Raw genomic sequence first — 24,183 nt, 5'->3', positions numbered from 1 at the left:
ATAGCAATGCACAAAATCAATTGCTTGCAATGTACGAAACTGTGAATACAGTTAATAAGGAAAGTGTTAAATACAGGAGGAAATCTTAGAATGAGTTTACAAGTTGAAAAGTTGGAAAAAAACATGGTAAAGCTTACTATTGAAGCTACAGCAGAAGAATTCGAAGCTGCAATCCAAAAAGCATACCTTAAGAATAGAGGAAAAATGACTATTCAGGGATTCAGAAAAGGTAAAGCTCCTAGAGCAATCATCGAAAAGATGTATGGCGTTGGAGTATTCTATGAAGATGCAGCTAATGCAATCATTCCAACTGCATATGAAGAAGCAGCTAAAGAAAGCGGTTTAGATATCGTATCTCAACCACAAATCGATGTAGTACAAATCGAAAAAGGAAAGTCTTTCATCTTCACAGCTGAAGTTGCTGTTAAACCAGAAGTAACTTTAGGCGATTACAAAGCAATAAAAGTTGAAAAAGCAAATACAGAAGTAACAGAAGAAGAGTTAACTGCTGAATTAGATAAAGTAAGAGAACAAAATGCAAGAACAATTACTGTAGAAGACCGTGCAGCTGAATTAAAAGATGTTGTTACGATCGATTTCGAAGGTTTTGTAGATGGTCAACCTTTTGAAGGTGGAAAAGGAGAAGCTTATCCATTAACTCTTGGTTCACATTCTTTCATCGATACATTCGAAGACCAATTAGTTGGTAAGAAAGTTGGAGATGAAGTTGAAGTTAATGTAACATTCCCAGCAGAATACCATGCAACTGAATTAGCTGGAAAACCAGCAATGTTCAAAGTAGCAATCAAAGAGATCAAAGCTAAAGAATTACCAGAGTTAAATGATGATTTTGCAAAAGATGTTTCTGAATTTGATTCTCTTGATGAATACAAAGCAGATATCAAAGCTTCTTTATTAGAGAAGAAAGTTGCTTCTGCAAAGAATGAAAAAGAAGATAAGATCATTGAAACAATCATTGAGAATGCAACAATGGAAATTCCTGATGCAATGATCGATACACAAGTTAGACAAATGGCAGAGGATTTTGCACAAAGATTACAACAACAAGGATTATCTGTTGAACAATATTTCAGCTTCACAGGTCTTACAAAAGAAAAATTATTCGAACAAATGAGACCACAAGCAGAAAAACGTATCCAAAGCAGATTAGTACTTGAAGCGATTGTAAAAGCAGAAAACATCACAGTTTCTGAAGAAGATTTAGATAAAGAAATCGAAAAGATGGCTGAAATGTACAAGATGGAAGTTGCTAAATTAAAAGAACTTCTTGGTGATGCAGAAAAAGAACAAATGAAGATGGATATGGCTGTTCAAAAAGCTGTTGACTTCGTAGTAGAAGCTTCTGTAGAAGCATAATAATAATAAATTCTATTCTAATAAATGCTGATTTTGATATGAAATCAGCATTTCCACGATATAGGAGTAATAAAGATAAGGAGGATTACTTATGAGTTTAGTGCCTTATGTCATTGAGCAGACAAGTAGAGGAGAAAGATCTTATGATATCTATTCTCGTCTTTTGAAAGAGCGAATTATATTTTTAGGCGAAGAAGTTACAGACGTATCTGCTAGTCTGATTGTTTCACAGTTATTATTCTTAGAAGCCGAAGATCCAGGAAAAGATATAAGCTTATATATCAATAGTCCAGGTGGTTCTGTAACTGCTGGTATGGCTATATATGATACGATGCAGTTTATTAAGTCCGATGTATCTACAATTTGTATGGGTATGGCAGCTAGTATGGGAGCTTTTCTTCTGGCTGGTGGAGCAAAAGGTAAGAGATATGCACTTCCAAATGCGGAAGTAATGATCCACCAACCTAGTGGCGGTGCAAAAGGTCAGGCAACTGATATTAAAATTGTTGCAGAGAATATCTTACGTACGAAAAAGAAATTAAATGAAATTCTTGCTCAGAATACAGGAAAACCTGTAGAAGTGATTGAAGTTGATACAGAACGTGATAATTATATGACTGCAGAAGAAGCTAAAGAATACGGCCTAATTGATAGTATAATTACAAGTAGACAGTAGGAATGATATAGCAAAATAGTTGTAGAATGCATGCAGATGCAATCGTATGCCATAACAACCTTTTGAAGGGGGTATGGCAGCAACTATACTTGCTTTAATGGAGGTGTATTGCATGGCTAATCGAGCAGATGACAGAAAACAATTGAGATGTTCTTTTTGCAATAAGACGCAAGATCAAGTTCGAAAACTAATTGCAGGACCAAATGTATATATTTGTGATGAATGTATTGAGATTTGTTCAGAAATTATTGAAGAAGAATTTGACGATACGATTCAAGAGAATGGAATCAATCTATTAAAACCAGAAGAGATCAAAGACTTTCTAGATCAATATGTAGTTGGACAGGATGAAGCAAAGAAGGTATTAGCAGTATCCGTGTACAATCATTATAAAAGAGTACTAGCGGAAAAGGATCTTGATGTGGAACTTCAAAAGAGTAACATCATTATGGTAGGTCCAACCGGTTCAGGAAAGACATATCTTGCACAGACACTTGCAAAACTGATTAATGTACCATTTGCAATTGCAGACGCAACAACATTAACAGAAGCAGGTTATGTTGGTGAAGATGTTGAGAATATACTTTTAAAAATAATACAAGCAGCAGATTATGATATTGAACGAGCAGAATACGGTATTATATATATCGATGAAATAGACAAAATAACTAGAAAATCAGAGAATACTTCTATTACCAGAGATGTATCTGGAGAAGGTGTACAACAGGCATTATTGAAAATCGTAGAAGGTACGGTTGCTAATGTGCCTCCTCAAGGTGGTAGAAAACATCCACATCAAGAATTCATACAGATTGATACATCCAATATTTTATTTATCTGTGGTGGAGCTTTTGATGGTTTGGAGAAGATCATTGAATCAAGAATTGGTAATAAATCCATTGGATTTAATGCTGAGATTGCAGCGATTGACAAAGAGAACATTGGTAAACTATTCAAACAAGTCTTACCACAAGATTTTGTTAAATTTGGTTTAATCCCTGAATTTGTTGGTCGTGTACCAGTTAGTGTAGGTCTTGATTTACTAGATGAAGATGCGCTTTATCATATCTTAACAGAACCAAAGAATGCAATCGTAAAACAATATAGAAAATTGTTTGAATTAGATGGTGTTGAATTGGAATTTGAAGAAGATGCAGTACGTGAGATTGCAAAGCGTTCTTTCGAAAGAAAAACAGGTGCCAGAGGCTTACGTGCAATTATGGAATCAATTATGATGGATTCTATGTATAAGATTCCTTCTGATAGTAAAATTGCAAAATGCATTATAACAAAAGCTGCAGCACAAGGATTAGAGGAACCAACTTTAATCTATTCGGAAGAAGGAGCTACGAAAAAAACGACGACAAAGCGACTTCCAAAGAAAAATAGCAATGAAATTGCCTAGATGGTAATGGAATCAAAATAATAGATCATTCATAAAAGTCTGCTGAAGGTAATACTTTAGTGGACTTTTCATATTAAAAGATGGGAGAAAGTATGACGAATATACGTAGAACAATGCCGATCGTAGCTTTGCGTGGAATGACAATCTTACCAGATACATTAATACATTTTGATATTAATCGTAAGATTACCATCAAGGCAGTCGAAACGGCGATGGAAAAAGATCAACAGGTTATTCTGTTGATGCAAAAAGATCCAGATGTGGAAGAGCCAACATTTGAAGATCTCTACCATATCGGTACTATCGCAGAAATCAAACAATTGATCAAATTACCTGGAGATGTAATAAGGGTTATGGTACAAGGGTTACAACGTGGCGAAGTTTGTGAATTCTATACCGATCAATCTTATCTTTACGGTGATGTGGAAGAAAAAGAAGATACAGGTATGGAACAGCTATCGGAGATTGAACTTACTGCGTATCTTCGAGGAATTAAGAGTGTGCTTGAAGTATATGCAATGGAGAATCCGCGTCTAAGTAAGGATTTGGTAAAAACAATGCTCTTAGATGAAGATCTTCCTCATTTGTTGAATTTGGTTGCAACTAATATCTCATTCAGTTATGATGTGAAGCAAGATTTGTTAGAAGTATGTGATGTAACAGAACGCTATGAACAAACCTGTGTAGCGTTAACGAATGAAATTGAGATTCTAAGAATTCGAAAAGATTTTCAAGCAAGAGTAAAAGAAAAAGTTGATAAAAATCAGAAAGAATATATTATGCGAGAACAACTCAAGATCATTCGTGAAGAACTTGGGGATAAGGATTCTTCCACAGAAGCAGAAGAATTTCTGGCTCGCGCAAAAAAATTAAAAGCATCAAAAAAAGTAAAAGAACAAATTGAAAAAGAGATTGAACGATATAAAAATATCGGAAACAATTCATCTGAAAGTTCAGTAGTACGTGGTTACATTGAAAGTTTATTAGCGTTACCTTGGGATAAAGTAAGTAAGGATAAAAAAGACATTAAGAATGCGAAGATGGTTTTGGATGAGGATCATTATGGCTTGAAGAAGGTGAAAGATCGTATCATTGAATTCCTTGCTGTTCGAAGCCTTACAAAAAAAGGAGACAGTCCAATAATCTGTCTTGTTGGTCCACCAGGTACAGGAAAGACTTCCATTGCGAAATCTGTTGCAAGAGCTTTAGACAAAGAATATGTACGAATCTGTCTTGGCGGTGTAAGAGATGAAGCGGAAATCAGAGGACATCGAAGAACATATGTAGGTGCTATGCCAGGTAGAATTGCGATGGGACTAAAAAATGCTGGTGTTAAGAATCCTCTGATGTTACTTGATGAAATTGATAAAGTAAGCAATGACTATAAAGGGGATACGTTCTCTGCATTATTAGAAGTACTAGATTCCGAGCAGAACAAACGCTTTGTGGATCATTACGTAGAGATACCAATTGATCTTTCGGAAGTACTTTTCATAGCAACAGCAAATTCTGTTCAGACAATTCCAAGACCATTGCTGGATCGTATGGAATTGATTGAAGTAAACAGCTATTCGCAAAATGAAAAGGAACATATAGCGAAAGAACATCTTATTAAGAAACAAATTGAGAAAAATGGTTTGAATGTGAAGCAGTTAAGCATATCCGATAAGGCAATCAGCCATATTATTAGTGGATATACGAAAGAAGCTGGTGTCCGTAACTTGGAAAGAAAGATTGGTGAAATCTGTAGAAAAGTTGCAAGAGAGATATTAGAGGACAAGAAAAAATCAGTAAAGATAACAGATAAAAATCTTGAACATTATCTTGGAAAAGTAAGATATTCATTTGATGAGATTAATAAAGAGGACGAGATTGGAATTGTACGCGGTCTTGCTTGGACAAGTGTTGGCGGCGATACCTTACAGATTGAAGTTAATGTTATGCCTGGAAAAGGTAACTTTGAATTAACAGGTAAACTTGGTGATGTTATGAAAGAATCTGCAAAAGCAGGAATCAGCTATATTCGTTCTATTAGCGAGCAGTACGGTATAAAGAAGGAATTTTACGAGAAGAACGACATTCATATTCATATACCAGAAGGTGCGGTTCCAAAAGATGGACCATCAGCAGGGATTACAATGGCAACAGCAATGTTATCTGCTATTACAAAAAAGAAAGTCCGTGCAGATCTTGCTATGACAGGAGAAATCACGTTACGAGGAAGAGTGCTTCCAATTGGTGGATTGAAAGAAAAAATATTAGCTGCGAAGGCTGCAAAGGTGAAATTAGTTCTTGTTCCTAAGAAAAATAAGAGTGATATAGAAGAGTTGGAAAAAGAAATCACCACGGGAATTGAAATTCAGTTTGTCGATACCATGGATGATGTGTTATCATACGCATTTGTTAAGTAAGGCGATAACGGATTATATTTTATTTAACTAATTCGCTACTTGAGACGGATTCAAATTGGAGCCGTCGTCCTAATTTTCATATTACCGTTGATAGAAAGTGTTTCAGCATGCAGGGAGACCGGTGCGGATAGGAGTAATTATGCATGTAAAAAGTGTGAACTTAGAGACCGTTTGTGGTGTAACAAGTGTATTACCAAAGAATGATAAGATTGAAATTGCCTTTGCAGGAAAGTCGAATGTGGGAAAATCATCACTTATTAATGCACTCATGAATCGTAAGGCATATGCGAGAACATCTTCTCAGCCAGGAAAAACACAAACGATTAATTTTTATAACATCAATAATGAATTATATTATGTGGATTTACCTGGTTATGGTTATGCGAAAGTATCAATGGCATTGAAAGAAAAATGGGGAAAACTCATTGAAAAATATCTTCGTACATCGGAACAATTACGTATTATCTTCCTGCTCTTAGATATTCGACATGAGCCTTCTGCTAACGATAAGAACATGTACGACTGGATTGTTCATAATGGATATAATCCGGTTATTATCGCAACCAAGTTAGATAAGATCAATCGAAGCCAGAAAGACAAGCAGATTAAGATCATTCGTAAGGCACTCAATACAGTAGATGGGACCCCGATTATTCCATTTTCATCTGTAACAAAACAAGGAAGAGATGAAATCATGGAGTTGATTGAGTTTACAATGAGGGGTGGTTTTGATGAAGAATACGCCCAATCACAAGTTGAGCAGGAACGGGAAATGAATGAGCCACAAACAGAATCCATCAAGGAAGAAAGTGTATCCCATGAAGCATATAGGGAAGAAGAATAATTGATGTAATGGTGGTTGATTGAGAAGGAGAATCATAATAGGAATACATTTTGTTTTATAAATTAAAATGTATGCAAGCGGAAATAAGTTGATATGTTAGTATAAGCGGAAGTAAGTTGATATCAAATGAGAAAAAGTTGCAATCCAATAAACGTAAGAAATATTGGATTGCAACTTTTTTATTTACGCGAGCAAAGAGCCAAAGTCCAAATTTACTTGAGACCTTGGCGACTGCCGCGATAACTTGATAAACTCGCAAAGTGTGTTTATCATAGTTTATCATCTATGTGTTCTGAATCATCAGTAGTTTTCCGTGTTATTAATGATTTTATTATGAAAGAATAGATTTCTTGGCTTTTACCGCGCCAATTATTGCAGATTGTTGAAGCTTCTTCTTCGGAAGGAACGGTTAAAGTAAGTTCAATAACCGAACTATCCTTCTCTTTCACTTGACAGCGTACCAGATATTCACCTGGTTTACTTTGATAATAATCAGAAAGAGTCGATACTTCTTCGCGTAATGTATATTTGTTCTCCTTGAGATAATCAACGATGTCTTTCTTTATGGCATCAGAAATCTGGGAATTAAAATATTCTAATGTCTCCTGTCCGGCTTCTGTCAACTTGTATAGCGTTGTATTACGAATTGTTTCACATAGAATTAACTCGGAATCAATTAATTCGGATATAGCCTGTTGAATGGTAAAGTAATTCGTATACTCTTTCTCGAGGATAAAATTCGAAACCTGTGCATTGGAAAGAGGAAAATCAACTTTTTCAAGAATATATAAAATGATTAATTTATATAAAGTTAAAGCTTCTGATTGCATGTAACTACCTCCTTTGTTACGGTTGCGTGCATACAATTCTTTCCTTGCCAGGAATCCTGTAATTTCATAGAGTGTTGAATTGTATTAAGCACAAGTTTTTTGTTACCACTCCATAGAGGAGCAAGAAGAAGATCTTTTGGGCCATCACCAGTTATGCGATGAATGACAATAGCAGGATCAAGATGTTCGATACAGGAAAGTAAAATCGATATATATTCTTCAAGCGTTAATACATGCATTGTATCAAGATAATGCACTAAATCGGTATCTTTTAGAACGTGGAGCAGTTGTAGTTTAACTCCTTGAATACCGCTTGCGGATACATAATCAACGGATTTTAGGATATCTTCTTTGGTTTCATATGGAAGACCGATAATCAAATGTACGATTACCTCAATATGAAGAGCACGAAGATTCTTTACAGCTGTATCATAGGTAGACAACGGATAGCCTCTTCGAATTCGTTTGGCAGATGTTTCGTGAATTGTCTGAAGACCAAGTTCAATCCAGATGGGTTTGATTTGGTTAAGTTCTGCCAATAATGCTAGAACATCAGGACCGAGACAATCCGGTCGTGTTGCAATGGACACAACCGCGATATCTGGGTGGTGAATGGCTTCCATAAAGATTTGTCTAAGATAATCAACAGGAGCATATGTGTTTGTGAACGCTTGAAAATAAGCAATATATTGTGAAACGCCAATTTGAGGAATTACTTTATGGGCAATCTTTTCTTTGGCCTCTTCAATCTGTTTGGTTATGGATAAGGTAACGTCTGCAGCAAAATCTCCAGAGCCACCTGCACTGCAGAAGATACAACCCCTTGTATCCAAAGTGCCATCACGGTTTGGACACGTCATATTACCGTCTAAAGAAAGTTTATACAGTTTACGACCAAATTGGTTCTTTAGGTAATAATCAAAGGAATGGTATCGTTTATCATTCCACATTTGTTTCATTTTCAAAGAATGCTCCTATCTAACTAAAATTGGTATGGATTATAATTGGGGGATAAAGTAAAATCGCTCCCTCCTTACCTCAGACCTCAGTTGCTATATACAAAATTGAAATGGAGTAACAATGTTGCATAAAGTAAATGAAGTTTGAGATATAGATCACAGAATCAGACGTGAAATGTGAATACATAACAAGTCAAAAATAGGAGTAAAACGATATAGACTAAGAAGAAAAAATTAGCGTTTTATATGTGATTTTACTGCATTACTAACGACTTCAGCAACTCTAGGATCGAAGGCTTCAGGCATAATGTTATTTTCATTAAGATCTTTTTCATCAACTAAGCCTGCAATCGCTTCAGCAGCAGCTAATTTCATTTCTTCTGTAATTTGAGTAGCACGTCCTTCTAAAGCACCTTTGAAGATGCCAGGGAATGCAACAACGTTATTTACTTGGTTTGGAAAATCGGAACGACCTGTTCCAACAACTTTTGCGCCGGCTTCTTTTGCAAGGTCAGGCATGATCTCAGGAACAGGATTTGCCATAGCGAATAAGATTGAATCGGTATTCATGCTAGCTACCATTTCCTTAGTAACGATATTAGGTGCAGATACACCAACAAATATGTCAGCACCTTTTAAAGCATCCGCTAAAGAACCTGTTCGGTGGGAAAGATTTGTTACATCCATCATCTGTTCTTGCATCCAGTTTAAGCCTTGCGCACCTTTACATAGTATGCCAACTTTATCGCACATTATGATGTTCTTGAATCCATACGTAAGTAGAAGTTTTGTTATTGCAATACCAGCAGAACCAGCACCATTTACAACTACTTGACAAGTTTCTTTTTGTTTTCCAGTTACTTTTAGAGCATTGATGATACCAGCTAATACAACAATAGCGGTACCATGTTGATCATCATGAAAGACTGGAATATCGAGTAATTTTTTCAAACGCTCTTCGATTTCAAAACAGCGAGGAGCACTGATGTCCTCCAAGTTGATTCCACCAAAAGCAGGAGCGATGTTTACTACTGTTTTGATGATTTCTTCCGTATCTTGGGTATCAAGACAGATTGGAAAGGCATTGACATTTCCGAATTCTTTGAAAAGTACAGCTTTTCCTTCCATAACTGGCATAGCAGCATATGGACCAATATTACCCAATCCAAGAACAGCACTACCGTCTGATACAACAGCGACCATATTGGATTTAACTGTATATTTATACGCTTCTTCCTTGTCTTTTGCGATTACTTTACAAGGTTCTGCAACGCCTGGTGTATAGGCAACTGCAAGGTCTTCTCTTGACTTAACCGTACATTTTGAAACGGTTTCAATCTTACCCTTCCATTCTTCGTGTAACAAAAGTGCTTTTTCGTTGGTTGTCATAGCAGTAAATCGTCCTTTCATTCCTTGTTCTATATTCCATAAACAATCATTCGACTGCTTGTGAATGCAATATGTAAATAATATTACAATGCGGAAAACACTCAAAATCAACCCAGATAAGGCTTAACTTCAATGCTTTTGGGTTATGCGGTCATGATATTTTATACATTATTAAGCATGACCTTTCAATTCTGTTATCATAATAATAACACTTACAAAAAGGGAAATCAAGGACGAAGGGGGAGCAAAAAGGCTAGAACAAGTATCCTAACAGAAAAATAGCTTTATTTTGTACAAAAATGGATGTATAATAGAATAAATTCTATTGTTCTGACAATCTTGTGTTTCCCAAAAGAAATCTTAATGTAACATGTGAATAATGTTGATATGCCTAAGAAGCTTTTCTTAAAGTTTTCCATTTGATTATTTTGCCCTTTGCATAAAACAATATTAGGAATTCACGTAATTGACAAGTGAAAGAAGGCAATTCGTTGCTAGACTTTTATCTGTTGATTATAAGGAAGAATTACTGTTACATTTTTATATAGAATGATGGTATATGTTCAGATCGAATTGATACACGTTCATATACGTGGATAATGGTAGTGCATAGCAAAGATCAATATTTATATGTATTGAAAACTACTTACACTGAACAGATGCAAAAGTGTATATTTTAATTAAATAATGAATCGAATGAAAAAAGATATGTGTTGTTTTTGGAAGGAAGGTTGTTCTTCGAAATGAACCATTAACAACTCGAAGATATGTGTCGAATGTATAGGAATTAAGGAAACAGTCAAAGATATGGTACAGAGAACAAATATAAGTAAAGGAGTATACATATGGAGAATAATTATGCAGCTATGTCATTAACGGAATTAAAAGAGATAGCCAAACAAAAAGGTCTTAAGAATATATCAACATTACGAAAAAAAGAATTGATCGATATGCTAGGGGAGATGGACAACTCACATATGGATCAAGAGAACACTAAAAAACAAGAGCGGTCAACAATTAGTCATAGTACAGACATGGATCGCAAGGATCATAAGAGTGAGCAGGTAAAAAATGGACCGCTAGATAATGATCAAGTTAGGGTGGAACAAGGAAAGAGCGAACAGGTTAGAGTTGGAAAGCCTGGAAATGAACATGTAAGAAGTTATCAAAGCAAATATGTGAAATTGGGAAATGAACGTTCAAAAGGCGAGCAAGGAAGAAATATGCAATATGAGAATGAACAAATGAATGAGCAACAAAGAAATAACCAATTGAATGACTACCCAGAGAGCAGGGAGCTTGTGAGAGAGAGCGAACCACAAATTTCAAAACGAATGAACAATAGCACAGGAGATATGGAACAATTAGATAGTGGAGAAACAAAAGAAGGAATACTGGAAGTATTACCAGATGGATATGGCTTCATTCGCTGCGATAATTTTTTACCAGGAGAGAATGATGTGTATGTCTCTCCTGCACAGATTCGAAGATTTAACTTAAAAACAGGAGACATCGTAGTAGGAAATACAAGAATCCGTAACCAGAATGAGAAGTTTAGTGCATTATTGTTTGTGAAATCAGTAAATGGATTTCACCCATCAGAAGCTCAAAAAAGAAAGAAATTTGAAGAACTTACACCGATTTTCCCAAATGAGAGAATTCATCTAGAGACACCAGCAGCAGGAATCGCAATGCGTATGGTGGATCTTGTTTCACCAATTGGTAAAGGTCAAAGAGGTATGATTGTATCTCCTCCAAAAGCAGGTAAAACTACATTATTAAAACAGATTGCAAAATCCATAACCATTAACCATCCAGATATGCAATTAATTATCTTGCTAATTGATGAACGTCCAGAAGAAGTTACGGATATCAAAGAATCCATTGAGGGAAAGAATGTCGAAGTAATCTATTCAACATTCGATGAGCTGCCAGAGAATCATAAGCGTGTATCGGAAATGGTAATTGAACGTGCAAAACGATTGGTAGAGCACAAGAAAGATGTTGTTGTTTTATTGGACAGCATTACAAGATTGGCAAGAGCATATAATTTGACCGTACAAGCAAGTGGCCGAACACTTTCGGGTGGTCTTGATCCAGCAGCATTGCATATGCCAAAGAAATTCTTTGGAGCTGCGAGAAATATGAGAGAAGGAGGCAGCTTGACAATTCTTGCTACTGCTTTAGTAGAAACGGGTTCTCGTATGGATGATGTTGTATTTGAAGAGTTTAAAGGTACTGGTAATATGGAATTGGTATTGGATCGAAGTTTATCAGAGAAGAGAATCTTCCCTGCTATTGATCTAGCTAAATCCAGTACAAGAAGAGATGATTTGTTATTGACTACGCAGGAAACAGAAGCAAACTATTTGATGCATCGTGCATTGAACGGAATGAAATCAGATGAAGCATTGGAAAAAATCATCGATTTATTTCTTCGGACCAAGACGAATTTTGAATTTATTGAAACAATAAAGAAGACAAAACTGGTCTAAAAGGAATAACAAAAAGTGATTGCATCTGTCAAAAATCTATGATATAATGAAAAAGCTGTTTATAAAACTACGGCATATCCGTTCATTAGGTTATGTCTTATGTTAATACGATTGGCAAAATCCAATCCAATATAATTAACGATAAGAAGAGGTGAAAAAGATGAGAGAAGGAATCCATCCAAACTATTACCAAGCAAAGGTTGTATGTAACTGCGGTAATGAATTTACAGTAGGATCTACAAAAGAAGATATCCACGTTGAAATTTGTTCAAAATGCCATTCATTCTACACTGGCCAACAAAAAGCTATTGCAGCTCATGGTGCAATTGATAAGTTCAACCGTAGATACGGTATAAAAGAAGAAAACTAGATAGAGATGTATCATCTTTCTATTTTAAAAGCAGGTTGAGGTTATGTAATCTCAACCTATTTTTAAATAAAAAAATAGTATTGTAAGTATGTTCTAAATCGTTTAGGGCGTTTATGTCTTTTCTATTATTTATCCAGATACGAAGATTACAGCGTTAAAAGGAATATATACGTAAAAGGAATATAAACGTAAAGATATAAAAACGTGAAAATATGACCTTAAGACGCTAGTATCATCTTATTAATTGCTGAGAAGAAAAGGTCATACGTCACATATTGATTTGGATCAACATTCATATATAGGGTACCCATATATCGAATAGGGTAATCGAGGTTACAACGCTACATGAGCTGATTAGAGGGATCATGAAAAAAGAAGGGAAGGTACGATAATGAAGTCATCAGGAATAGGAGGACAGGCTGTTTTAGAAGGCGTAATGATGAAGAATCAAGACGAATATGCAGTTGCTGTTCGAATACCAAACAATGAGATAATTGTTCAGAAAAATAAATACGTCAGCGTTACAAAACGGTTTCCAATATTAGGATTACCGATTGTTCGTGGAGTCGCTAATTTTATTGAGTCCATGGTGATCGGAACGAAAACTTTAACATTCTCATCTAGTTTTTTTGAAGAAGAAGAGGAAAAAACGGATGCAAAGAATGGAAAGAATGGAAAACAGACAAAGAATACAAATAATAAAAAAGAAAAAACCGTTCATGCAGAAAAAGCAAATGAGAAAGAGGAAAAAGCAGGAGACGGTTTACTTATGGCATTGACAATTTGTGCCTCGATCTTATTAGCAGTTGGTATTTTTATGCTGTTACCATTTCTTATCGGTAATTTATTATCTGAAGTGATTGAATCTTCTGCGCTTCTTGCGTTAGTGGAAGGTGTTATCCGAATCGTTATCTTCATTGCCTATATTGTAATCATTTCGCAGATGAAAGATATAAGACGCGTATTTATGTACCATGGAGCAGAACATAAGACAATTAATTGTATTGAACATGGGTTAGACCTGACGGTGGAAAATGTTCGTTGGCAATCCAAAGAACACAAGCGTTGTGGAACAAGCTTCATGCTCATTGTTATGGTGATTAGCGTAATCTTTTTTATCTTCATTCGTGTAGATACCATTTGGCTTCGAATGTTATATCGTGTACTTCTAGTACCAGTAATCGCAGGTGTATCTTATGAGTTTATTCGTTTGGCAGGAAGAAGTGAATCAAAGGTTGTTGCTATACTAAGTAAACCAGGATTATGGTTACAAGGGTTAACGACGAGAGAACCAGATGATGATATGATTGAAGTAGCAATTAAATCAGTAGAAGCGGTTTTTGATTGGAAAAAATATCTTGAAGAAAATGCAGATCAGTGGAAAAATCAGAAGAGAACGAAAGAAGAAGTGAATTCTGACTTAGAGACAGCTGCTACATTGGAAAAAGAAAATGTTGATGAAAATCATAATTCTGTACAGACGGCAAGTACAACATACAATGAAGAGGATGAGGAAGACGATGAAATCCTTCGTGCTTTAGACCGTTACTTTGAAACGCCAGCACAGGTTGCTTCCGAACAGAATAAGAAGAATTAAAGAGGGTATTAGATGAGTTCTTTAGCTACCATATTGAAACAGGCAGAAAAAAAACTACAATCTGCGGGAATTGAGGAAGCAAAAATTGATGCTTGGTATTTGGCAATGGAATGTTTTTCAATTACAAAAACAGATTATTATATGAATCCCAATATGGAGATTCCATCAGAGCAATACCAAACGTACCAGGCTATGATTCAAGCTCGTGCAGAACATATTCCCTATCAATATCTAACCCATCAACAAGAATTTATGGGGATATCCTTCTACGTGGATGAGAATGTATTGATCCCGAGACAGGATACAGAGGTCCTAGTTGAACGAGCAATGAAATATGCAAACAATGCTGACATATTAGATATGTGTACTGGATCAGGTTGTATCATAGTGAGTTTAGGCAAATTATGTGAAACGAAAAGTTTGACAGCAGTGGATATATCAAAAAAAGCATTGGAAGTAGCAAAAAAGAATGCATCAACAGTAGAGGTACCTGTTACATTTATAGAAAGCGATTTATTTGCAAAAGTTACAGGGACATATGATATGATTGTATCGAATCCTCCGTATATTCCTACGAAAGTGATTGAAGGACTTATGCCTGAGGTAAAAGAGCATGAGCCGATGCTTGCTTTAGATGGAACAGAAGATGGGTTGCATTTTTATCGTATATTAGCAAAAGAGGCAGGGAATTATCTTAATAAAGATGGACATATACTATTGGAAATAGGGCATGACCAAGGGCAAGAGGTAAAAGCCTTACTTGAAGATGCAGGATTTTCTGAAGTGCAGATTATTAAAGATTTACCAGGTCTTGACCGTGTAGTAATAGGCAAAAAGAATTGTATATAGAGGATTTAGCAAGTTTAGAACCAAATTGTTATTAGTTATGGAGGAATACCAGATGTTTGATAAGTTAGAAGAGTTAGTAAGTCGTTTACAAGAGATCATGGACGAACTTAATGAACCAACTGTTGCCAATGATCAGACGAGATTTCGTAAATTAATGAAAGATCAAGCGGAACTTTCACCAATTGTAGACAAATACAAAGAGTATAAGGAAACAAAACAAGGAATCGAAGATAGTCTTCATATTCTTGATGAAGAAAGTGATGAAGAAATGCGTGAACTTGCAAAAGAGGAATTAGCAGAATGCAAAGAACGTATGGAAAAAATCGAAACAGAATTAAAGATTTTATTACTTCCAAAGGATCCAAACGATGATAAAAACGTTATCGTAGAAATTCGTGCAGGTGCAGGTGGTGATGAAGCTGCCTTATTTGCGGCGGAGATTTATCGTATGTATGTGCATTATGCAGAAGGACAACGCTGGAAAGTAGAAACGATGGAATGTGAAGAAATTGGAATTGGTGGAATGAAGAGCGTAAGTTTTATGATCAATGGACAAGGCGCTTACTCCGTTATGAAATACGAATCTGGTGTTCATCGTGTACAACGTGTTCCTGAAACAGAGTCAGGTGGACGTATCCATACTTCTACGATAACAGTTGCGGTTATGCCTGAAGCAGAAGAAGTTGATGTACAGATTGATGAAAAAGATATTCGTATTGATGTTATGCGTGCTTCTGGTAATGGTGGACAGTGTGTCAATACAACCGATTCCGCTGTGCGTTTAACTCACTACCCTTCTGGAATTGTAGTATATAGCCAGACCGAAAAATCACAGTTACAGAATAAAGATAAAGCATTCGCATTATTACGTGCAAAATTATATGATATCGAGTGCCAAAAGGCCCATGATGCAGAAGCAGAAGCAAGAAGAAGCCAGATTGGTACAGGGGATCGTTCAGAAAAGATCAGAACCTATAACTTCCCTCAAGGCCGTGTAACGGATCACAGAATCAATCTAACTCTTTACAAGTTAGATAAAGTGATGAATGGAGATATCCAGGAAATCATTGATGCATGTATCGCTGCAGACCAAGCGAAGAAGTTAGCTAATATGCAAGATAACTAAGAGTTACTAGATAAGAGAAAAAAACCTTCCCATGACTGTTCAAAGTATAGGGAAGGTTTTTTTTGTAGGAGGGGTAATGAATGAAACTGGAGTATGGACAAACCAATGATATCGTATCATGGATGGAATTGGTAGATCAGATAAGCGGTAATTTTCCTGGGTTAGAGACGAAAGAAGAAAGGGAGGAACATAAGAAAACCGTTCTTCGCTTTATAAGCAGAAGAGAAGCAATTTGTATAAAAGAGAAAGGAAAGGTAGTGGGGGTATTACTTTTTTCAAAAAAGCATAATAGAATATGTTGTATGGCTGTATCTCAGGAATACCGTAAAAAAGGAATTGCTACTATGCTGATGGAAGAGGCAATAAAAAATCTGGATCGTGATAAAAGAATTATGGTTACGACTTTTCGTGAGGGAGACGAAAAAGGAATAGCTGCACGGGCTTTCTATAAGAAATTTGGATTTGTAGAAGGAAGATTTGTCGAAGAATTTGGTTATCCGAATCAAGAACTCATATTAGATACAGATACAGTGGATAATAAGGTACGTGTGAAAGAGAATATACATTTGTTTTTTGAACCACTAAATGAAATACATACCAATGCATTGGCAAGAATATGGTCGAATACAGAAGTTACTCGATATACCAATATAAAAGAACCCTGTACGGAGGATGAAACAAGAAGAAGAATTCATCGATTGAAGGAGTATGATACATTTGTTGTGTGGGATGAAGAGAAGAACCAGATCGTTGGTGTGGTTGGTTGCCCTTGCATGAATGAAACAAAGGGAGAGTATGGAGTGTTTTATCAATTTGACCAAGCAGTATGGGGAAAAGGATATGCAAGCAAAGCAGTAGAGTGGTTATTACGGACAATGCATGAAAAACATGGTACTTGTCTCCTTATTGCAGATGTATGTATAGCCAATATAGCAAGTGAACGAATTCTGAAAAAAGTTGGATTTACTTTGATGCCAGACGAAGTTCAGTTTGAGAAGAATGGAGTGGTACAGAAAGTTCATCAGTATCAATTGCAATTGTGATAAACAGATCAAGAATATATGATGGAATCCCTACCCTAAGTTATTGTCCTTTGCAGGATAAGATCAATTCGTACTTGTAAAAGAGCGACAAGTGGTATATGATATAGCAAACTTTTGTAAAACACAGGTTTTGGATCACTGTATACGACATACAATGTGTAGGTCAATAGGGTAAGTGAAAAGAGGAATACATAAAATAGATAAAGGAAAGAGTAGAAAATAAGTATGGAATATAGAATAAGGGAAATGGAAGAACAGGAATATCCATTGCTGCGTGAGTTCTTGTATGAAGCAATATTTCAACCAGATGAAAACAATTTGGCACCAAAGGAAATCATTGAGCGTCCAGAACTACAGGTATACATTAAAGATTTTGGAACTGGCGAACAAGATTATTGCCTCTGTGCTGAAGTAGAAGGAGAGGTTGTTGGAGCGGTTTGGGTACGTAATATACATGGGTATGGAAGTGTTGATGATCATACACCAGAGATTGCGATATCCATCTATAAGCAATATCGCGGCTATGGAATTGGAACCAGATTGATGGAGCGGATGTTAGAACAACTAAGGGAGGTTGGTTGTCCACGTGTTTCTTTATCAGTACAGAAAGAAAATTATGCGTACCGAATGTATCGCAAGGTTGGTTTTCATGTAATAGAAGAACGTGAGGAAGAATATCTGATGCGGTATGACTTTTGTGTACGTGAAGCTAGCGAGAAGGATTGGGAAAATCTAATGAAGTTGTATATGCAATTGCATGACAATCCAATGCCGGAAAAGTCAGAAAGACAAGACCAATTATGGAAACAGATTCTATTGGATCCAAACCATCATATAATTGTGGCAGAACAAGATGGAAAGATTATCTCTTCTTGTGTTTGTGTGATCATACCAAATCTAACACATGAACAGCGTCCATATGCATTTGTAGAAAATGTAATAACGGATCAAGATTACAGAAAAAAAGGATATGCAACGCAATGTCTGAATTATGCAAAAACGATTGCACAGAAGGAAAATTGCTATAAGATGATGCTTTTAACTGGTTCGAAACAAGAAAGTACCCTAAAGTTTTATGAGCAAGCTGGCTATAATCGAAAGGATAAAACGGCGTTTATTCAATGGCTCTAAATAGGAAAGACACGAAGGGGGAAAATCATGAAATATTTTGGGAATGAATTGAGTCCTATACATAAAGATTTAAGTGGAATCATACGGAAACCAGATCAATTTCAGGAAGCTAGACAGCTGTTCTTGAACATTCATGGAGAACTGCATAGTGGCGTTGTGTCAGGAAAAACAGACAATCAGATCGACGCATTGAAAGAGGGGTTAACAGACGAACAGTATGCAATCATGCCCACAAAGAAGGATGAGACAATTGCTTGGGTGATCTGGCATATTGCCAGAATTGAAGATTTGACGATGAACATACTTATGATGGACAAGTCACAGGTATTTGATAAGGAATGGAACGAGAGGTTGGGGGTATCGGTGTGTGATACAGGAAATGCCTGGAGTGATCAAGAAATCATTGCATTTAGCAAACAAGTGGATAAGAAAGAATTGTGGGAATACCGCAATGAAGTTGGAAGACAAACAAGGGAAAATGTTATGCAACTATCCCAAGAAGATTGCAAGCGTAAGGTGTCGAAAGAAGGGTTGGAGCGGATACGATTGGAAGGTGGTGTTACCAATCAGGAGGAATCGATCTGGCTTCTTGATTTTTGGGGAAAGAAGGACATGGCGGGGTTATTGCTGATGCCACCAACAAGACATGTAATCCTACATTTGAATGATTGCTTCAAGTGGAAAGAGCAAATGAAAACCAAACATCAATTCTATCTAAAATGAGAAAACCGCAATTTAGGATAAGACAGCGACAGCAATAGCAGTGTATACTTGGTACAAAAGGAGGTCGTCTGATGGATCATTATTGTATAGAAAAGATAAAAAAGTACATCGAGATGCATTTTTCAGAAGAAATCAGTTTGGATCATCTTGCAAAAAAATTTGGGTATTCCAAGTACCATCTGAGCCGGATGTTTGCAGAAACCACGGGAATGACAATACATACTTATATTGTGGAACGTCGTTTACAGGAAGCACAACAACTTCTGATGCAGACAAAAACACCAATCGTGGACATTGCTCAATTGGTTGGGTATACGTCACAACAGTCCTTTACCAAAGCATTTCGCAATCGATTTCTCTATACGCCAGCATATGTGAGAAGTAATTGTTACGTAAGAGCAAATAAGGAAAGAACTCGAATGAGATCCATTCACGTACAACGTCCGAATACATTACAGATGAGATTGGAGCGAATTGCAGCATGAGTTTTGTACCTTATGTAATACAACAAACGGGAAACAGTGAACGTAGTTTTGATATTTATTCAAGATTATTAAATGATCGCATTATATTTCTAGGAGAAGAAGTGACAGATACCTTAGCAACTTCCATTGTTGCTCAATTATTGTATTTGGAATCCGTGGATTATAAGAAGGATATCAGCTTGTATATCAATAGTCCTGGAGGAAGTATTCCATCCGGGTTAGCGATATATGATACAATGAATTATATTAAATGTGATGTGTCAACAATCTGCATAGGAATGGCAGCAAGTATGGGTGCGTTTCTACTGGCAGGTGGAGCAAAAGGAAAACGGTTTGCTCTCCCTAATGCGGAAATCATGATTCATCAACCAGCTGGTGGAATGAATGCACCTGCGAAAGCAACGGATATTGAGATTGTTTCTCGACATATGCAGAATACGAAGAATAAGATGAATCGCATCTTGTCAGAGAATACAGGAAAAGACATGGAACAGCTGGAACGAGATTGTGAACGGGATTATTATATGACTGCTTTGGAAGCGAAGGAATATGGTTTGATCGACACGATTATCAAACAAACTTACTAGAGTGGATTCTTAACAAAAGATAAACTAGTAGACTTGTTGCAAAATAAAATAGAGAGAGTTATAATTATCGAAGAAAATGCAAACTATTATTATAGATATTATAGTAGTAGTTTGCATTTTCTATGGTAAAGTAAAGGTTGAGAAAACAACACAAGAGTGGTAAAATCATTTATTAAGTGTTACAGGATGAAGGATAACGGTAACACATGATTCAAAGGACGGAATCATTGAGGATTCTGACTTTGATGTGGAGGAAATTATGAAAGATAAGTTAAAGAAAATAAAGTTTTCGACGACCCAGATGATTGTATTCGGTTTCTTGGCAGCAATAATTCTTGGAACGGCATTGCTTATGCTACCATTTGCAACAAGAGAAGGAGAGACGACAAAACTAGTAGATGCTCTGTTTACAGCAACAACCTCAATCTGTGTAACGGGGTTGACAACAGTGAATACCTTGTCCCACTGGACAACATTCGGTCATATTGTCATTTTGATCTTAATACAATTTGGTGGTTTGGGAGTCATAACTTTTACAACAACAATTTTACTAATCATGAGAAAAAGAATTACATTAAGGGAACGTTTACTGATACAAGAAGCATATAATCTAGATACGTTACGTGGATTAGTACGCTTGACGATTAAGATTATGAAAGGAACATTCTTAGTGGAAGGAATTGGAGCACTGCTCTATAGTTTTTCCTTTATACCAAAGTATGGTTTCTTTTCAGGCTTAGGAAGAGCAATCTTTAATGCGGTATCCGCTTTTTGTAATGCAGGTATGGATATTCTTGGAGAGGTTAGTTTGGCAGATTATGTATCGGATCCATTGGTTAACTTTACGACAATGGCACTGATTATTTTAGGAGGTATTGGTTTCCCTGTGTGGTGGGATGTACTAGAAAAACTCAAGAAATCCTTTAAAGAAAAATTCCATCTGAAAACTTTTTTGCGTAGTCTTCGATTACATACAAAGATTGCAGTTGGAACTACCATAATCCTTATCCTAACGGGTACAGTTGTAATATTTATTATGGAGTATAATAACAAAGGAACTATAGGAAATCTAGGTTTTGGAAGCAAGGTTATGGCTTCTATGTTTCAGTCAGTAACGACTCGAACAGCAGGTTTCTTTACAATACCACAGGAGAATCTTACGAGTGATTCTGCTTTTATTTCAATTGTATTAATGTTTATTGGTGGTTCTCCTTCAGGAACCGCAGGTGGCGTTAAGACGGTAACCATTGCAATGATCTTTTTGGCAGCAATATCCATTGTAAAAGGGAAACAGGATGTGGAGTTGCATAGAAGAAAGATTGCAGATTTCTACATTAAGAAGGCATTAGCAGTTATTTTAGTAAGTGCAAGTGTGTTATTTATATCGACAATTTTGTTATCCGTCGTTGAAGGTGGTAATTTCCTTGATGTTATGTTTGAGACAACATCTGCATTAGCAACCGTAGGATTAACCAGAGGAATAACACCAACACTTACAACAGTAGGGAAGGTTATTATAGTTATAACCATGTACTTAGGAAGAATTGGTCCTATGTCTATGGCATTGGCATTTAATTTGAAATCAGTAAAAGGAAATGGAAAACATTTACCAGAAGAAAATATTTCAGTTGGTTAGTCAATAAGAATTTGATGCAGATAACAATCAGTAACTGTATTGGAATTGGCGTACAGAAAGGTATGGTATAGAATGGCAAATAAAGAATTTGTTGTATTTGGATTAGGGAGATTTGGGAAAAGTGTTGCAACAACATTAGCAGATAGTGGTTGTGAAGTTTTAGTTGTAGATGATAATGAAGATAAGATTCAAGAAATGGCGGACATCGTTACATATGCAGTAAAAGCAAATGTTACCGATGTAGATACAATGGAAACATTGGGAATCAGTAATTTTGATGGAGCAATTGTAGCAATCGGTGAAGACTTGGAAGCAAGTGTCATGGTTACAATCTTGGCAAAAGAACTGGGAATCCCATATGTTTTGGCTAAAGCGCAGAATGACTTACATGCAAAGATCCTTAAAAAAGTTGGTGCAGATATGGTTGTTTTCCCAGAAAAAGAAACGGGAATACGAATTGCAAATAATCTACTTTTGGGGAACTTCTTTGATGCAGTAGAGTTATCTTCAACCTTTAGTATGATGGAAGTAGAAGCATTAAAAGAATGGGATGGACATAGTCTAAGGGAACTAAACCTCCGTGCCAAATACAAAGTGAATGTTATTGGAATTAAGAAAAATGGTGTACTTGATATCAATCCAGATGCAGATATCGCAGTATCAAAAAATGATGTTCTTGTTATGATTGGAAAGAATGAAACCTTGAATAAGTTAGCGAGTATGCAGGGAAAATAGTAAGGAGAACATATGATAACAAGTGCAAGTAATAACCAGATTAAAAATTTGATAGCCCTTCAGAAAAAAGCAAAGGTTAGAAATAGCCAGAAAGAATTTGTAATCGAAGGAATCAAAATGTTTGAAGAAACGAGCCAGGAGCAATTAGTGAAGGCGTATGTTACGGAAACCTTCTATCAGGAACGAATACAGGAGAATACTGCGTATTTTGATGGTTTTTCTTATGAAATAGTAGCAGACAAGATCTTTTGTGAGGTAGCTGACACCACGACACCACAAGGGGTTTTGGCAATAGTAAAACAGCCTGCTTATGATTATGAATCACTAATAACTGCAGAACATGCGAATCTTTTGTTGTTAGAAGATGTAAGAGATCCTGGGAATATGGGAACGATCATTCGTACTGCAGAAGGAGCAGGCATAACGGGGATCGTTATTAGTAAAGAATCTGTGGATATCTTTAATCCCAAGGTTGTACGTTCTACGATGGGTGCCTTATATCGGATGCCATTTGTCTATGTGGATCACTTTGTTGATGCACTTCGAGAGATGAAGCAGCAAGGGATTACGATCTATGCTTCTCATTTGTCAGCTACAAATTATTACGATGAAGAAGTATATGAATCGAAGACGGGTATTATTATTGGTAATGAAGCGAATGGAATATCCGAAGAAGTTAGTAAGGAAGCGGACCGTTTGATCAAGATTCCGATGGAAGGTAAAGTGGAATCTCTTAATGCAGGAGTAGCAGCTTCCATCCTGATGTATGAAGTATATCGCCAAAAGCGAAATAAGAGATCTTCTTAAAAGAAGAAGACAAATATTAAAATCTGATTAGAAAAAATAGAAAGCAATATTAAAAATGCGGAAAACGGCTTGTTTGACGCATTTTTCTTTGCCCTTTTGTATTGTAATTACAAATACTATGAAGTAAAATAAGTATAACAATTCAAGGTACGGAAAGAATAAATGAAAAAGTGTAAATCATCTTTTCAAACTTGAATACATGTGGTGGAGGTTGGAATATAATCCACATAGAGAATGTAGAAAGGGGATTGAAGGTATGGAATCATTTTACTGGCTGATTGCAGTAGCGGTATTGTTGATCATTGAAATTACGACCTTGGGATTAACAACAATTTGGTTCGCAGGTGGTGCTTTAATTGCATTCCTTGCATCCATTCTTGGAGCTAGCTATTTGATACAGTTTTTACTCTTTGTTGTAGTTTCTGTTATTTTGTTATGTTTCACAAGACCAATCGCAATACGATATTTCAATAATCATCGTGCAAGAACCAACTATGAAAGTATTATCGGGCAAAAGGCAAAGGTTACATCAACAATTGATAATTTTAATCAGACTGGTTCTGCAAATGTGAATGGCCAGGAATGGACAGCAAGAGCTGAACGGGAAGATGAGATTATTCAAGAAGGTACAATGGTTAAGGTTGTTGCAATTAAGGGAGTTAAGTTGATTGTAGCAAAGTAACAAAATGAGAGAAGTAAATGAGAGAG

21 protein-coding genes and 1 pseudogene are annotated in these 24,183 nt (G+C 36.2%); 19 read left to right on the top strand and 3 right to left on the bottom strand.

Translation table 11 applies throughout. The features are described from left to right. Window positions 1–90: 90 nt before the first annotated feature. From tig to yihA, 5 genes and pseudogenes are all read left to right on the top strand, one after another. The gene (tig, locus tag HBB17_RS03635) at window positions 91–1,377 is read left to right on the top strand and encodes a trigger factor (protein ID WP_167955825.1); all 1,287 of its coding nucleotides are present in this window, start codon (window positions 91–93) and stop codon (window positions 1,375–1,377) included. A 91-nt stretch (window positions 1,378–1,468) separates the two neighbouring features. Then, window positions 1,469–2,053: an ATP-dependent Clp endopeptidase proteolytic subunit ClpP gene (clpP, locus tag HBB17_RS03630; RefSeq protein ID WP_167955823.1), complete on the top strand. Its 585-nt coding sequence runs from the start codon at window positions 1,469–1,471 to the stop codon at window positions 2,051–2,053. A gap of 112 nt (window positions 2,054–2,165) precedes the next feature. Beyond that, window positions 2,166–3,458 carry an ATP-dependent Clp protease ATP-binding subunit ClpX gene (gene clpX / locus HBB17_RS03625; RefSeq protein ID WP_167955821.1) on the top strand — a complete coding sequence of 431 codons (1,293 nt, stop codon included), beginning with the start codon at window positions 2,166–2,168 and terminating at the stop codon, window positions 3,456–3,458. A gap of 92 nt (window positions 3,459–3,550) precedes the next feature. Then, entirely contained in the window at window positions 3,551–5,869 is a 2,319-nt protein-coding gene (lon, locus tag HBB17_RS03620; RefSeq protein WP_167956217.1) for an endopeptidase La, read from the top strand. A 139-nt stretch (window positions 5,870–6,008) separates the two neighbouring features. Further along, a pseudogene (yihA, locus tag HBB17_RS03615) lies at window positions 6,009–6,578 on the top strand (ribosome biogenesis GTP-binding protein YihA/YsxC); the annotation flags it as partial. Window positions 6,579–6,982: 404 nt separating this feature from the next. On the opposite strand, the gene HBB17_RS03610 reads toward yihA, so the two are convergent. The 3 genes from HBB17_RS03610 to HBB17_RS03600 all read right to left on the bottom strand — a co-directional run bounded on the left by HBB17_RS03610 (window position 6,983) and on the right by HBB17_RS03600 (window position 9,891). Then, window positions 6,983–7,543 carry a DUF4364 family protein gene (locus tag HBB17_RS03610; RefSeq protein WP_167955819.1) on the bottom strand — a complete coding sequence of 187 codons (561 nt, stop codon included), beginning with the start codon at window positions 7,541–7,543 and terminating at the stop codon, window positions 6,983–6,985. After that, window positions 7,525–8,502: a TIGR01212 family radical SAM protein gene (locus tag HBB17_RS03605; protein ID WP_167955818.1), complete on the bottom strand. Its 978-nt coding sequence runs from the start codon at window positions 8,500–8,502 to the stop codon at window positions 7,525–7,527. Before HBB17_RS03605 ends, HBB17_RS03610 begins: the two co-directional genes overlap by 19 nt. A 234-nt stretch (window positions 8,503–8,736) precedes the next feature. Beyond that, complete coding sequence (locus tag HBB17_RS03600; protein ID WP_167956216.1) at window positions 8,737–9,891, bottom strand: NAD(P)-dependent malic enzyme; 1,155 nt, start codon at window positions 9,889–9,891, stop codon at window positions 8,737–8,739. Between the two features lie 845 nt (window positions 9,892–10,736). Between HBB17_RS03600 and rho the strand changes: the two genes are divergently transcribed. The 14 genes from rho (at window position 10,737) to HBB17_RS03530 (ending at window position 24,157) form a co-directional block, all read left to right on the top strand. Then, window positions 10,737–12,386, top strand: a complete 1,650-nt coding sequence (gene rho, locus HBB17_RS03595) for a transcription termination factor Rho (protein WP_167955817.1) — start codon at window positions 10,737–10,739, stop codon at window positions 12,384–12,386. A 160-nt stretch (window positions 12,387–12,546) separates the two neighbouring features. Further along, a complete protein-coding gene (gene rpmE / locus HBB17_RS03590) occupies window positions 12,547–12,756 on the top strand; it encodes a 50S ribosomal protein L31 (RefSeq protein ID WP_167955816.1) in 210 nt (69 codons plus the stop codon). A 391-nt stretch (window positions 12,757–13,147) separates the two neighbouring features. Next, window positions 13,148–14,353, top strand: coding sequence for a DUF1385 domain-containing protein (locus tag HBB17_RS03585; protein WP_167955815.1), 1,206 nt, complete (start codon window positions 13,148–13,150; stop codon window positions 14,351–14,353). Window positions 14,354–14,365: 12 nt separating this feature from the next. Beyond that, on the top strand, window positions 14,366–15,202 hold the full coding sequence (gene prmC / locus HBB17_RS03580; RefSeq protein WP_167955814.1) for a peptide chain release factor N(5)-glutamine methyltransferase: 837 nt from the start codon (window positions 14,366–14,368) through the stop codon (window positions 15,200–15,202). Between the two features lie 52 nt (window positions 15,203–15,254). After that, the gene (prfA, locus tag HBB17_RS03575) at window positions 15,255–16,328 is read left to right on the top strand and encodes a peptide chain release factor 1 (protein WP_167955812.1); all 1,074 of its coding nucleotides are present in this window, start codon (window positions 15,255–15,257) and stop codon (window positions 16,326–16,328) included. Window positions 16,329–16,408: 80 nt separating this feature from the next. After that, complete coding sequence (locus HBB17_RS03570; protein ID WP_167955810.1) at window positions 16,409–17,371, top strand: GNAT family N-acetyltransferase; 963 nt, start codon at window positions 16,409–16,411, stop codon at window positions 17,369–17,371. A gap of 225 nt (window positions 17,372–17,596) precedes the next feature. Further along, entirely contained in the window at window positions 17,597–18,502 is a 906-nt protein-coding gene (locus HBB17_RS20680; protein WP_330588146.1) for a GNAT family N-acetyltransferase, read from the top strand. Between the two features lie 27 nt (window positions 18,503–18,529). Continuing rightward, window positions 18,530–19,225: a DinB family protein gene (locus HBB17_RS03560; protein WP_167955808.1), complete on the top strand. Its 696-nt coding sequence runs from the start codon at window positions 18,530–18,532 to the stop codon at window positions 19,223–19,225. 71 nt (window positions 19,226–19,296) lie between these two features. Then, complete coding sequence (locus HBB17_RS03555; RefSeq protein ID WP_167955806.1) at window positions 19,297–19,710, top strand: helix-turn-helix transcriptional regulator; 414 nt, start codon at window positions 19,297–19,299, stop codon at window positions 19,708–19,710. Then, on the top strand, window positions 19,707–20,297 hold the full coding sequence (locus tag HBB17_RS03550; RefSeq protein WP_167955804.1) for an ATP-dependent Clp protease proteolytic subunit: 591 nt from the start codon (window positions 19,707–19,709) through the stop codon (window positions 20,295–20,297). The genes HBB17_RS03555 and HBB17_RS03550 overlap by 4 nt, the downstream gene beginning before the upstream one ends. 259 nt (window positions 20,298–20,556) lie before the next feature. After that, window positions 20,557–21,933, top strand: coding sequence for a TrkH family potassium uptake protein (locus HBB17_RS03545; RefSeq protein ID WP_330588145.1), 1,377 nt, complete (start codon window positions 20,557–20,559; stop codon window positions 21,931–21,933). A gap of 72 nt (window positions 21,934–22,005) precedes the next feature. Then, entirely contained in the window at window positions 22,006–22,668 is a 663-nt protein-coding gene (locus HBB17_RS03540) for a potassium channel family protein (RefSeq protein WP_167955802.1), read from the top strand. Between the two features lie 12 nt (window positions 22,669–22,680). Continuing rightward, on the top strand, window positions 22,681–23,475 hold the full coding sequence (gene rlmB, locus HBB17_RS03535) for a 23S rRNA (guanosine(2251)-2'-O)-methyltransferase RlmB (protein ID WP_167955800.1): 795 nt from the start codon (window positions 22,681–22,683) through the stop codon (window positions 23,473–23,475). A gap of 256 nt (window positions 23,476–23,731) precedes the next feature. After that, window positions 23,732–24,157 (top strand): NfeD family protein, encoded by a 426-nt coding sequence (locus HBB17_RS03530; RefSeq protein WP_167955798.1) that lies wholly within the window; start codon window positions 23,732–23,734, stop codon window positions 24,155–24,157. Window positions 24,158–24,183: the final 26 nt, after the last annotated feature.

Source organism: Anaerosporobacter faecicola (genome assembly GCF_012070565.1).
Taxonomy (GTDB): domain Bacteria; phylum Bacillota; class Clostridia; order Lachnospirales; family Lachnospiraceae; genus Anaerosporobacter; species Anaerosporobacter faecicola.
Note: the sequence above shows the minus strand (reverse complement) of the source record. Positions and strands in the feature narration are given on the sequence as shown.